Origin of the sequence: Vibrio sp. B181a (assembly GCF_030248375.1) — a bacterium.
GTDB classification, from domain to species: Bacteria; Pseudomonadota; Gammaproteobacteria; order Enterobacterales; family Vibrionaceae; genus Vibrio; species Vibrio campbellii.
Genome location: NZ_JAHGAD010000009.1, coordinates 43,093 through 55,244, shown reverse-complemented (window position 1 = coordinate 55,244; position 12,152 = coordinate 43,093). Strand labels below are relative to the sequence as shown.

The 12,152-nt window shown below is 46.6% G+C and carries 11 protein-coding genes; 7 read left to right on the top strand and 4 right to left on the bottom strand.

Annotated features, from left to right (window positions below; translation table 11 throughout):
- Window positions 1-65: 65 nt before the first annotated feature.
- Window positions 66-1,007 (bottom strand): LysR family transcriptional regulator, encoded by a 942-nt coding sequence (locus KIO97_RS04115; RefSeq protein ID WP_285381109.1) that lies wholly within the window; start codon window positions 1,005-1,007, stop codon window positions 66-68.
- A gap of 219 nt (window positions 1,008-1,226) precedes the next feature.
- Between KIO97_RS04115 and KIO97_RS04110 the strand changes: the two genes are divergently transcribed.
- From KIO97_RS04110 to KIO97_RS04090, 5 genes are all read left to right on the top strand, one after another.
- Window positions 1,227-2,147 carry a siderophore ABC transporter substrate-binding protein gene (locus KIO97_RS04110; protein ID WP_005434328.1) on the top strand — a complete coding sequence of 307 codons (921 nt, stop codon included), beginning with the start codon at window positions 1,227-1,229 and terminating at the stop codon, window positions 2,145-2,147.
- Window positions 2,148-2,238: 91 nt separating this feature from the next.
- Window positions 2,239-3,195: an ABC transporter permease gene (locus KIO97_RS04105; RefSeq protein WP_005429179.1), complete on the top strand. Its 957-nt coding sequence runs from the start codon at window positions 2,239-2,241 to the stop codon at window positions 3,193-3,195.
- On the top strand, window positions 3,188-4,138 hold the full coding sequence (locus tag KIO97_RS04100; protein WP_285381107.1) for an iron chelate uptake ABC transporter family permease subunit: 951 nt from the start codon (window positions 3,188-3,190) through the stop codon (window positions 4,136-4,138). The genes KIO97_RS04105 and KIO97_RS04100 overlap by 8 nt, the downstream gene beginning before the upstream one ends.
- Window positions 4,139-4,175: 37 nt before the next feature.
- The gene (locus KIO97_RS04095) at window positions 4,176-4,937 is read left to right on the top strand and encodes an ABC transporter ATP-binding protein (RefSeq protein WP_005449633.1); all 762 of its coding nucleotides are present in this window, start codon (window positions 4,176-4,178) and stop codon (window positions 4,935-4,937) included.
- Between the two features lie 144 nt (window positions 4,938-5,081).
- Window positions 5,082-5,684 carry a TetR/AcrR family transcriptional regulator gene (locus KIO97_RS04090; RefSeq protein WP_285381105.1) on the top strand — a complete coding sequence of 201 codons (603 nt, stop codon included), beginning with the start codon at window positions 5,082-5,084 and terminating at the stop codon, window positions 5,682-5,684.
- 106 nt (window positions 5,685-5,790) lie between these two features.
- On the opposite strand, the gene KIO97_RS04085 is transcribed toward KIO97_RS04090, so the two are convergent.
- The 3 genes from KIO97_RS04085 to KIO97_RS04075 all read right to left on the bottom strand — a co-directional run bounded on the left by KIO97_RS04085 (window position 5,791) and on the right by KIO97_RS04075 (window position 10,324).
- Entirely contained in the window at window positions 5,791-7,323 is a 1,533-nt protein-coding gene (locus tag KIO97_RS04085; protein WP_285381104.1) for an MFS transporter, read from the bottom strand.
- Window positions 7,324-7,328: 5 nt separating this feature from the next.
- Window positions 7,329-8,342, bottom strand: coding sequence for an HlyD family secretion protein (locus tag KIO97_RS04080; RefSeq protein WP_285381103.1), 1,014 nt, complete (start codon window positions 8,340-8,342; stop codon window positions 7,329-7,331).
- A gap of 248 nt (window positions 8,343-8,590) precedes the next feature.
- Window positions 8,591-10,324, bottom strand: a complete 1,734-nt coding sequence (locus KIO97_RS04075) for a hypothetical protein (RefSeq protein WP_285381101.1) — start codon at window positions 10,322-10,324, stop codon at window positions 8,591-8,593.
- A gap of 458 nt (window positions 10,325-10,782) precedes the next feature.
- Between KIO97_RS04075 and KIO97_RS04070 the strand changes: the two genes are divergently transcribed.
- Both KIO97_RS04070 and KIO97_RS04065 read left to right on the top strand, forming a co-directional pair.
- Window positions 10,783-11,736, top strand: coding sequence for a M23 family metallopeptidase (locus KIO97_RS04070; RefSeq protein WP_086370470.1), 954 nt, complete (start codon window positions 10,783-10,785; stop codon window positions 11,734-11,736).
- The gene (locus KIO97_RS04065) at window positions 11,640-12,083 is read left to right on the top strand and encodes a polymer-forming cytoskeletal protein (protein ID WP_105065599.1); all 444 of its coding nucleotides are present in this window, start codon (window positions 11,640-11,642) and stop codon (window positions 12,081-12,083) included. Before KIO97_RS04070 ends, KIO97_RS04065 begins: the two co-directional genes overlap by 97 nt.
- Window positions 12,084-12,152: the final 69 nt, after the last annotated feature.

Here is a 12,152-nt window from a genome sequence, read left to right as displayed (position 1 = left end):
AAGACAAGCAACCGAGCATTTGCCGAAGCTATTACGACTATGTCAATTATGAATAATAATATTCTTTACCATTCACTCTCAGTTGAGCCATATATTTCTTTAAATAATGACTTCACCCAATTACACATCGGGTCGTTATGATAGCGCTTATGCCAGTACAAATAGACCGATTCTTCACTCATTCGAATCGCTTTCGGTACGGTTTTCGTGATCAGCTTTCTTCCCTGACAAGCGTCTTCCGCAAACGGCGTTGGCAAGTGGAAAATCACGTCCGTTTGCTCGGCAATCGCTGGCGCAGCGTTGAAGTTTGAAAGCTGAACAGGAATCGATAATTGGCGCTTTTTATCCACCACACCAAGCTCAACAAAACGGTGATAAATCGACAGGGTTTTGCCACCTTGAAGTGAGATTTGACCGAAGTTGCAATCGAGCAGCATCTCCACCGTCAGTTCCTCAACATGGGCAAGTGGATGAGTTTCGCTCATCAAGAATCGGTAGTCGCGATTGGCAATTTTCATGCGATACAAATTCTGCTCAGAGCTAGGTGGCTCAGCGGTTGAAAGCACAAAATGCACATCCCCTGCGATCAGCGCATCGAAATGGCGCTTCGGGATAGAATCGATATCGACAATCATGTTCGGCGCTTCTTCACGGATGCGCGAAACAATCGGTGGCAGTAAGAAAATCACCTGCGGAACCAAGCCGTAAAAACGGATCGTCCCGTTACTCTTTTCAGGTACAAATGACTGGCCGTACATCAGCTTTTCTAGCCCGGTTAGAACGGTGTTCAAATCTTGCTTGATCACTTCGGCTTTTGGGGTCAATTCGTAGCCGTGTGCAGTACGTACTAACAGCTCATCGTTGAACAAGTTTCTGAGTTTCTGTAAAGAGCGGCTCACCGATGGTTGGCTCATATTGAGCGATACCGCGGTGTTGGAAACATGCTTCTCTTCAAGTAGGTGTTTGAGAATAAACAATAAGTTCAAGTCGACTTGAGCTAAATTCATTTTTTGAATACTCACTATTCCGCTAATTCTGTTGCTGCATATAGACTATCTGCTAATGTGTCTGCAATCAATAATCATTCTTATTTGATTTTAATCAAATAAGTTATACCGCTTTACGACTAATCTCGCGCTCTATTTTTTAAAGCATTATTTGTTTTTAAGGCACTATTTGTTTTAAAGCACTAATGCGAGATTGCATCGCACCTTTTGGAAATCATTATGTTTGGTAAAACTTCTCTTCGCGTAGCAACGGGAGCTTTGCTGCTTGCATTGGCTCCTATGGGGGCAATGGCTAAAACCTACCAACACAGCTTGGGCACAGTAGACATTGATGGCGTTCCACAACGCGTCGTTGTATTGGGCTACGGCAGTTTAGACTACATCGATGCTTTGGGCGTAACACCCGTCGGCATGCCAAAGACGCTGCTGCCAAAGTCTCTAGAAAAATTCCAAATCGACTCGTTCGCAAATACGGGCAGTGTGAAAGAAGTGAACTTCGAGACGCTGTTCATGCTTAAGCCAGACTTAATCATCGCAGAAGGTCGCATGGCGGATATTTACAAAGATCTGAGCGACATCGCGCCAACTTACATGTTCCGTATCGACACCACCGACTACTGGAAAACAACCCAAGAACACTGGCGCACGCTGGGTGACATCTTCGACAAAGAAGAGCAAGCAGAGCAGTTGATTGAAGGCGTTCAAGAACAAATTAATCACCTTCATGCAAAAGTAGAAGCTCAGCCACCACGCACACTGACCGTCTCAAACAGCGGTAACAGCTTGGCGATGTTTGGCACCAACAGCCGTTTCTCATTTGTGTATGAAGAAGCAGGTTTTGCAACGTCGACTTCTGAGAACGTGAAATCTGTACCACGTACCCACGGCAACCTGATTTCATTCGAATACATTGCTGATGCGCAACCTGAGGTACTGCTTATCCTTGACCGCGAGCAAGCAATCGGTCAGAGCAGCGGTAAAGCAAAACAGCTGTTCGACAACGATCTTGTGAAGTCCACACCGGCGGCGAAAAACAACCGCGTGCTGTTTATGGACCCAGCAGCTTGGTACTTAACCGCAGGTGGCTACCAATCGACGCAAACCATGATTAAAGAGCTGAACCAAGTCATTGCTAACTAACAGATTCGGTTCAATCTCACTCTAAAAGATGACCTTTCCCGCTTCACTGTGCGAAAGGTCATTGTTGTTTTTATCACCCTATAAATACACCATGAAATTACATCATATCTTGGCTTTTTTATTGCTCGTCGTACTCGCCTGCGCCTCTTTGCTGGTTGGGGTGGCGAACGTTTCTCTCTCGCAGATTTTGGCCGGTGACAGCCACAGTTTGAACATCTTGCTGGTTAGCCGATTACCCCGCTTGTTGGCCATCGTCTTAGCTGGTGCAGGCTTAAGTATTGCTGGTTTGATCATGCAGCAGATCGTGCAAAACCGCTTTGCAGCCCCATCCACCACGGGTACGGTCGATTGGGCAATGTTCGGCTACATCGTCGCGCTGATTTTGTTTGCAGACATGAGCAGTTGGGTACACCTGATCACCATCTTCGCCTTCTCTGTGATTGGTACGGTGATCTTCGTGCGCTTCTTGCAACGTTTGAAGTTTAAGAACACCGTACTCGTCCCGCTGATCGGCATCATGTATGGCAACGTGGTGTCATCCATGACCACCTTTATTGCCTACAAGTACGACCTAGTACAGACTCTTGGTTCTTGGACTGTGGCTAACTTCGCCTCGGTATTGCGTGGTAACTACGAGTTCTTATATCTCGCTCTTCCGGTCTCAGTTTTGGCTTACGCTTACGCCAACCGCTTTAGCGCGGCAAGTGTGGGTGAAAGCTTTGCAAAAAACATTGGTTTGAACTACCAACGCATTGTGTTGGTCGGTGTCATCCTTGTGGCTGTGCTGTCGTCATCGGTGGTGATGATCGTCGGTATGATTCCGTTTCTCGGGCTTATCGTGCCAAACCTTGTGTCGCTGTTCATTGGCGACAACATGCGTCGTAACTTGCCTTGGACCGCATACGCAGGTGTGATTTTGGTGCTTACTTGCGACATTCTAGGTCGACTCATTATCTTCCCTTACGAGATTCCAATTTCGATGATCATCAGCATCTTGGGTGGCTCAATCTTCATTTACCTAGTTCTGAGAGACAAATCGAATGCGTGATTCTATGAAAGTAACCCTGCTGGCAATTGCGGCGGTTTTGATTTGTGCGGTGTTCATCGGCAAGGGCTTAACGCCAGATAACTACCAGTTTTTCTTGTCACGCCGCATCCCGAAAGTGCTAGCGATTGTCTTGGCAGCGATGGCGATTGCGTCATCATCACTGATTTTCCAGACCATCACCAACAACCGAATCCTCACCCCTTCGATTCTGGGTTTTGATTCCATGTACGTGATGATTCAAGTGCTGCTTGTGGTGATGTTTGGTGGCTTGAGTGCTTTAGTCACCAACAGCAAACTCAACTTCGTGTTGTCGACCGGCATCATGATTGTGTGTGCAATGACCTTGTTCAGCTTCTACTTCCGTGGTCGCCAGCGCAATATCTTCACCTTGTTGTTGATTGGTATCGTGCTGAGTAGTTTGTTCAATAGCGTCACCGGTTTCTTCACCATGATCACCGACCCAGATGAGTTCACCTTCATCCAAAGTTCGATGTTCGCGAGCTTCAACAACATCAACAGTGAATTGGTGTACTGGTGTGTGGTTCCGATGCTGCTGTGTGGTGCGTACCTAATGCGTATTGCCCACAAATTGGACGTAATGTGGCTTGGCGTCGACAACGCGAAAAGCCTAGGTGTCGATACCCACAAACTAACCATGCAAGTCATGTTCATCATCACTTTGATGGTGTCTATCTCGACCGCATTGATTGGTCCAATCTTGTTCTTTGGTCTGATTGTTGTGGCTCTGACTCGCCAAATCTTCACTGGCTACCAGCATCGCTTATTGATTGTGGCGAGCTCAGTACTATCAGTTGTGCTGCTGTCCGGCGGTCAATGGGTGGTTGAAAACCTGTTCGATTTCGACACCACCATCAGCGTTATTATCAACTTTATCGGCGGCGGCTACTTCTTGCTTCTGCTTATGAAAAACAAATTCGATTAAGGGTTTATCACATGATCCGTATTCAAGGTCTTATCACATGATCCGTATTCAAGGTCTTAGCAAAAAATACAACGAAAAATACGTGGTAAAAAACGCCGATGCCCTTTTTCCACTTGGCAAAGTAACCAGCATTATTGGTCCGAACGGCGCGGGTAAAAGTACCTTGCTGTCGATGGCGAGCCGACTAACAGAAAGCGATGCCGGTAGCGTCGTGATTGGTGATAAGCCGCTTGACCAATGGAACACCGAAGACTTGGCAAAGCGCCTATCAGTGCTGCGCCAGTCAAACAACATCAACATGCGCTTTACGGTGCGTGATTTGGTGGCGTTTGGTCGCTTCCCATACTCGCAAGGTCGTCTGACAGAAGAAGATCACCGCATCATTGATGAATCAATGCAGCATCTGGAAATCGACCATTTGAAAGATCGCTTTATCGACCAACTGTCTGGCGGTCAGCGTCAAATGGCGTTTATTGCTATGGTGGTGGCGCAAGATACCGACTACATCTTCTTGGATGAGCCGCTGAATAACCTCGACATCAAACACTCCGTCGACATCATGAGTACGCTTCGCAAGCTAGCGGAAATGAAGAACAAAGCTGTAGTAATCGTGATTCACGACATCAACTTTGCGTCTTGTTATTCCGACCACATCGTGGCGATGAAACTTGGTGAAGTCATCAAAGCAGGCTTGGTTGAAGAAGTGATTGATGCCGAAGTGCTGAGCGATATTTACGAGATTCCATTTATCGTGCAAGAGATTAACGGCAACCGTATTTCCTTGTACTACCGACGTTAACGTAACCCAATCTGATTCCAAAGGCGGCCTCGTGCCGCCTTTTTTAATTTTGGTCAATGAAGAAGTGTAAAACACGGAAAAGCGGTGTGTCTCGGCGGCAATAATGATACTGTACTGAACAGTTTTATTTAGGTTGATTTAGTTATGCGCGCATCTACTGAAAAGAAAAGAACTCGAATCATCGAAGTGGCAACCGAGCTGTTTATTGAACAGGGTTACAAGGACACGTCACTCGATCAAATCGTTTCGATTTGTGGTGGTTCAAAACAGACCCTGTATCGTTACTTCTCTAACAAAGAAGGGTTGTTTGTTGAAGTGCTCGCGCATAACACCAAGATCAGCCTAGAGTCCGTTTTCCAACTTGCCGATAAACAGAGTGAACCTCTGAGAGAAACCTTAGAAGACTTCGCGAAGAAGTATCTACGAGGTATTTGCTCTAACCCAATCCTATCGCTTTATCGCATCATCTCTGCCGATTTTAATAAACATGACTCGGTTCCAAATCAGTTTTGGCAAACCGGACCGCAGCGTATTCACCAGTACTTAATTGAGTTTTTAAAAACCGACACCATCAGCCAACAGCTTAACATCGACGATGCCGATTTAGCTTGTGGTCAGCTACTCGCGCTGATCAAAATGGATTACCAGAATATGGCACTGATGGGCTTTGATTTCTTAAGCGATGAAGAACTGGATTCGCATACACAAAAAGCCGTGGCGGCGTTCCTTAAACTTTATCAGCGCTAAGAACCTCAAACTGATAAAAATAAAGGGAGCACATTGGCTCCCTTTGTTCTTTTACGGCTTAGTTACCAAGTTGCGTGGCTGGCTATTTGGTCTGTTTTACTTAGCCTCAGTGCGCTTCTTGTTTTGCGGCCAATTTCTTACCGATCAACAAGATTGGCGCAAGCGCAGAAATAGAAACAATAAACATCACCAACGAATTACTCAGCGCCAATGTTGTAGCTTGCTCCTTCACAACCGCGCTAATTTGGCTCATTCCGAGTGCCGGATTAGGTAAGCGACCATGAGTCAGAATCGCATTGCTCAATGCCTGTTCATACGCCGCAAACACATGGTTTGAACCGTCCAGAGTGCGACCGATTTCGCCCGATGCTTGCGCGCTGTGGCTTTGAATCACACGAGAGAAAAACGCCCCGCCAATAACTCCGCCCATGGTTCGGAACAGATAGAAGTTAGCAATGCCTTCTAAGCGCTGTCCTACTTGGAAGTACATCAACACCGCAATCGTCACCGACACATTCAATAAGCCAACACCAAAACCGCGCAGCAGCATTGGGACGGGTATTGACTCTGTACCAACAAAGCTTGGTAATTGGCTGAACTCGTGTACCGACAGCAGAATCATCAGCACGCCAAAAGGCACCACTGCATCCGCTAGCGGACGGCGGAAATAATACACCAACACACTCACCAGCATGCCGACCAACATGGCGTAAAACGATGGTAATTGTGCATAGCCCGCATTGAGGCTGTTATAGTGCATCGCCATTTTTAGGAAGTTGGCAAACAGCACTGTACTTGCCATCACGGCAAAGCCAGCAAGAAAGGCGTTGTACATAAACACGTTGGTCTTCAACTTGCCGTGCAATTGCATCGAGGCAGTATCCAAATGGCGCGTTTTCACCAACTGATACACCGCCAACAAAATCAGTGCCGCAGCGACAGAAGAAGCCTGTACAAACCAGTCTGAATCCAGCCAGTTGTAGTAGCTGCCGCGCATTAGTAGGAACACCACCAAACTCATCGTTGACGCGAGTATAAGGTAAACTGAAGCTGAAGATTTTGGTTTGGCTTCAATCTCAATCGCCTGAGGTTTGTATACGCCGATCATCACCAGAGCTGAAAAGTACAACCAAGCCGACACAACATTCAGAAACGACCAGTCAAACTCTTCGACAATCTCAGCCACCAACGACGGATAAGCGCCCATTGGTAATAGTGTTGAGAAGATCAGTGTCAGCGCAATAATCGCAGGCAACCAGCGCTGCTCAAAGGTATTGAGTAGATAAAGATTCACCACCACCAATAACATGCTCATGAAAAAGCCGCTTACTAACCAAGTTAGGGTGAACAACAACGCATGCTGACCAGTCCAATAGAGCGCAAGGTTCGTTCCCAACCCCACCAGCAATGCAGAGTGCAATGGCAATGTCGTTCCAAGCTTACGCACCAAGATAGGGGTAAACATAAACCCCAACACTTGAGTGATCATAAAGCCGATTTTCACTAGCTCGACTTCATCTGTGGACAAACCGGATGTTGCGGCCATCTCGTGGGACAACTCGGTAAACATCACCGAATTAATCCCAAAAGCCGCAATGGCGAACAGCGCAAAAATCAGCAATGGTGAACGTGTTTTCATTACGATTAACCTTGCGTTGCGGTCTCAATCGACACTTCAGCCGACAAACCAGGGTAGATGCGCTGTTTCAGCTCTTGTGGGATATCCAACTCGATACGCACTGGCACACGCTGCACTACTTTCACAAAATTACCGGTCGCATTTTGTGGTGGCAGTAAACTAAACTGCGCGCCTGTTGCTGGGGTAATAGAAGATACACGACCATGCAATGGATGATCAGGGAACATGTCTAACACCACTTCCACGTCTTGCCCTTGTGCAACGTTCTCCAATTGAGTCTCTTTGAAATTTGCCTCAATCCAAACGTAATCCGGCACCATCACAATCAAACCCATGCCCGGTTGAACAAACTTACCCACTTGCACTTGTCTGTCTGCCACATAACCATCAAATGACGCTCGAACGATAGTTCGCTCAAGGGCGATATTCACCAACCTCAAGTTCGCTTCGGCTTGCTTGCATTGCGCGGTTAGCTGCATCTTTTCTGTTACTAGTGCATCAAGCTGCTTCTGTTCAGCAGCTAGCGCTAGCTTGGCAGTTTCAAGGTTGCTGTTCGCTTCAATAGAACGCGTTCTTTGCGCTTCAAATTGGTTCTTACTCACCGACTGCTTTTGTACCAAACGAGACAGACGTTTGAACTCCGCAGCTTGATGTTCCGCGTTTGCACTTGCACTGTGAATGCCCTGCTTCGCCTGCTCGATCTTTACCAACTGCATCTCAGTTTTGGTTTGGTTTGCGGTCAGCGCAGCCTTTGCGACATCTAACGCTGACTTCGCGATTTCTTGGTTGGCAATGAAATCTTCATCATCAATCGAAAATAGTGGTGCGCCTTTGCTTACCCACTGGTTATCTTCGACAAAAAGTTGGCTTACCTGCCCACCGACTTCCGGAGAAATCGCCGTCACATCCGAGTGAACATAAGCGTTATCGGTAGTCACTGTATTAGGTTGGTATAACGCACAACCTGCAGCGACTAACGAACCAATAACAAGCGACAACGTAATGACTTTCTTCTTCATTTTTGAAACCCAACTTAATGATTTTTATAAACTGCACTGTACCGTACAGTTTTAGTAAAGGCACATTTGATCATTGAGGAGAAGAAAAGATCCATCCCACTGATTTTTATCGATCTTATTTGGTGTCCACTTTTGAATGAAAGGAAGAGAATTGAAGTACGTATATTGAGAAAAACAAAAAAAGGCGACACTGAGGTCGCCTTTTGATTATGAAAATATGCTTCGAGACTGAAGCCAGTGAATCACGCTTATTGCTGCGCTACCTTCACTGTTGGTTTGGTTGAGCTTGTGTAGTCAAAGTCAAACGCAATGCCATCTTTGGTTACATCCAAAGACATACCACCGATAAGCTCACCTTGTAGACTCATCTTCACGTCTTCTGGTACTGGCTCGCCAGACACTTGAGATGCCGTTTCAATCACTTCCAGTACGCGGTCCGAATCCATAGTGAAGCTCAATAGGCCATTCGCTGTTAGCGGCTGAGCCATAACTTTCTCACTCGCTGCTGCTGACGCATCACCACTGTAAAGCGTTAAGTGACTGCCGTTGAGACGAGCAAACACGTCCATTGGTTTACCTGCGTATGGTTCAAGCAGACCGCCAATATTCACCGGTTGGTTGTCCGGTTGGATCTGAATCTGCGCTAGTTCAGGCATGAACATTTGTGCCGTTTGCAGCAACATGTTTGGATCATCTGCTGAGATGGACAAGATCGCGTCCAGCTGACCTAGCTCAGGCCCGTACTGACCATTCATGTTCACATCTAGGCCGAACATTTCCATGCTCAAACCTTTCAGGCCATTTGCCATGCCAGCACCCATGCTGATCGCCGGAGCTGGGTTTTGACCACGCATTTCATTTTGCGCTTGTGCCAGAAGCGAACATTGGTATTCAGGCGTGGTTAAATCTGTCCAGATCTTACCAATCGCAGGAGCCAGAGTAGCAACGTCTAGGCCTAACGCCACGCTAAACATGCTCTGCTCACCATTGGATTCTGCCAATACGCCACGCATAGATTGCAGCGCGTCAAGGATCACTTGGTTCTTCGATTCAACAACAAAGCTACCATTGAGGCGAGCTTTGTCATCGCCAGAGCTGTACTCTCCAAACGCCACCATCTGCGGCCAGTTGTTTGCTATTTGAGTAAACTCGGTATGACAAGCTGGAGAACGCAGTTGCTCTAAGGTTGGGTCAGAATCGACATTCTTAAGTTGGCGCGCCATTCGGTTGCCATCAAGTGTCGTTAGGCCTTTAATGATCTCACGAATATCGAAAATCCCGAATGAGTTGTTGTTCGTACCGTACTTAGTTTGCACCGCTTCGAGACGACCAGAATCAACAATGCTGCTCTTCGGAGCTTCTAGACCAAATGCCAGTTTAAGTGGGTTTTCAACACCAAGTTCAGGAATGTCGAAAGTCACGGTCAGTACGTTATTAACCACTGCCACCGCAAGGCCAATACCCAGTTGTGGATCTTGCGAATCCGTTAGCTCATAGCGACGGAACTCCACGGTATCTAGCTTAACAAGTTCATGTTGAATGCCCGAAAGTTGCTCTTGCTCATCCAGCGTTTTCCAAAGCGCTGCAGGGGTTTCCAACTGCACTTTATAAACAGGAACAAGGCCTAGGGTGTACATGATTGGGTTGACCATATCGCCCGTACCCAAGAAGGCTTTTAAGCTCTCAGGAGAAGACGCCGCTGCCATATACGCATCCAAGAAATTAACCGCAAACTCTAAACCAGGAGTCAGCTCTTCTTCAGCAAACAACTCTCCCATTGGTGGCTGCTGTGATGTACCGAACGCATTCATGTACTCGAAGTGATTAAAAGGTTCCGTTTGGTAGGTAATCAACAAGGTATCAGCAGGTACTTGAGCAAGTAGCGAGCTTGAAGATTCACCTTGGGCAAGGTTGTTTTGGTACACATATGCGGCACCACCGGCTGCTGCGACCACTGCAGTAGCTAATAATAATTTTTTCACGACCAACTCCGTTGTCTTGGTTTTATTTCCCCAAACCAACCTGCTGGTTTGAGTAAGCATTAAGCCTTAAATAAACGCTTTGAAAGGATGAGAAACTTCATTCCAATATTCAGGTATTTATTTGCATGCAACGCCATCATAAACGCACAAACAAAGTTATCAATTTGCTGAATATCAATTTCTTAAAATATCGAACATTTATAAGACGAACCGTGAAGTAAGTTAAATTGTGCGGCCACACTATTAGCAAGTAGCTCAATAAAAATAATGAGATGCCATACCCTACCGTCCAAATTCAGTGCATTATTAAATCCATTTGCAAACTTTTCTTTATTGTCTGAAAACAGCTCACGACCTGACACTTCCGTCTATTCCTCCTCTAGAAGACGACGGTGCTTTTACTTAAAGTCAGAGCTATCAATAACGAATATCGCACCATTATTGCCCTATATATTGCCATGAAAGACCAGCTGACTATTTCTATCTCGACCATCAATGGCTCTAAGCATTGGTACTTCAGCAAAGCCATGCAGCGTAACTTTAAAACGTGCTTGGCGGTATTCGCCTTGGGGTTAGCAGCGACAGCGATGTTGGTGAATCACCTCTACTCTCAAGTGGATGAGGCGGTGCTTGAACAAGCAAAGTTATCCGAGCATTCACGCAATATGGGGCAAGAGTTAAGTCAGCTAAAAACACTGAAGTCAGAGCTTGAGAACGACCTCTCTGAAAGAGAAGAGCGCGTCCAACTTGTTTCTGAACGTTTGGGCGAGTTGGAGAAAATACTCGGTGTCGCCAACGAGTCCAACACTGAAAGTCTAGATGCGCGCTTTGATACCGCCGCGATTACGTCCAATGTCAGAATGGTGATGCTAAACCAGATCCCTAGCGGCTCTCCAGTCGGTAAAGCACGCCTTTCATCAGGGTTTGGCAAGCGTATTCACCCTGTCACCAAGCAGGCCAAGCTGCACCGAGGACTCGACTTTGCAGTTAACACTGGCACCAAAGTATATGCCTCTGCCGACGGCGTTGTAGAAGCGGCCCGTCGAAGTAACAAAGGTTACGGTAACTTGTTGCGTTTACAGCATTCATTTGGTTTTTCGAGCGCTTACGCGCACTTAAAAGAGTTCAAGGTTAAAGCGGGTGAGTTTGTTAAAAAAGGACAGCTCATCGCCATTTCAGGCAATACCGGGCTCTCTTCCGGTCCTCACCTTCATTACGAAGTGAGATTTATTGGACGAGCCTTAGATCCGAGGCCATTCGTGGATTGGCACCTCAATGATTTTGAAGACATTTTTACCAAGGAGCGAAGAATACGATGGGAATCTTTAATCAAAACCGTGGAACAACGAGTGGCTCATCAGCTTCAACTCTCATCGCCAAAGGCTGTTCTGTTAGCGGAGAACTCAAAGTAGAAAGTGACATACAGGTTGATGGCATCATCGAAGGTCAGTTGCATGTCGAAGGCGCATTGGTCGTCGCAGAAAGCGGCCGTGTTAAAGGCGACATCTACGCTAAACAACTGATCGTCAATGGCTTGCTGGATGGAAACTGCCATGCAGAACACATCCAAGTGCTAGCAAAGGGCCGAGTCAGTGGCAAAATTTGGAGCAACAATCTGAGTATTGAAGCGGGTGGCAAGTTCTTCGGAGAAGCCGCAGAACTGCCAGAAAAAGAAGTCGTGACGCTAAAAGATAAGTCTACTGAAGCGAGAGAGACAACAGCAAAAACGGACAAGTCATCAGATCGCAAAACTGCATAAATAAAAGTGCTAAATATAGACGAGAAAAGGGCACTGAATGTGCCCTTTTGAGTGGTTGCTATGCTTGCG

Bases quoted from the DNA above. Each gene is read 5' to 3' on its own strand.
- KIO97_RS04115 (WP_285381109.1), bottom strand. From the start codon at position 1,007: ATGAATTTAGCTCAAGTCGACTTGAACTTATTGTTTATTCTCAAACAC.
- KIO97_RS04110 (WP_005434328.1), top strand. From the start codon at position 1,227: ATGTTTGGTAAAACTTCTCTTCGCGTAGCAACGGGAGCTTTGCTGCTT.
- KIO97_RS04105 (WP_005429179.1), top strand. From the start codon at position 2,239: ATGAAATTACATCATATCTTGGCTTTTTTATTGCTCGTCGTACTCGCC.
- KIO97_RS04100 (WP_285381107.1), top strand. From the start codon at position 3,188: ATGCGTGATTCTATGAAAGTAACCCTGCTGGCAATTGCGGCGGTTTTG.
- KIO97_RS04095 (WP_005449633.1), top strand. From the start codon at position 4,176: ATGATCCGTATTCAAGGTCTTAGCAAAAAATACAACGAAAAATACGTG.
- KIO97_RS04090 (WP_285381105.1), top strand. From the start codon at position 5,082: ATGCGCGCATCTACTGAAAAGAAAAGAACTCGAATCATCGAAGTGGCA.
- KIO97_RS04085 (WP_285381104.1), bottom strand. From the start codon at position 7,323: ATGAAAACACGTTCACCATTGCTGATTTTTGCGCTGTTCGCCATTGCG.
- KIO97_RS04080 (WP_285381103.1), bottom strand. From the start codon at position 8,342: ATGAAGAAGAAAGTCATTACGTTGTCGCTTGTTATTGGTTCGTTAGTC.
- KIO97_RS04070 (WP_086370470.1), top strand. From the start codon at position 10,783: ATGAAAGACCAGCTGACTATTTCTATCTCGACCATCAATGGCTCTAAG.
- KIO97_RS04065 (WP_105065599.1), top strand. From the start codon at position 11,640: ATGGGAATCTTTAATCAAAACCGTGGAACAACGAGTGGCTCATCAGCT.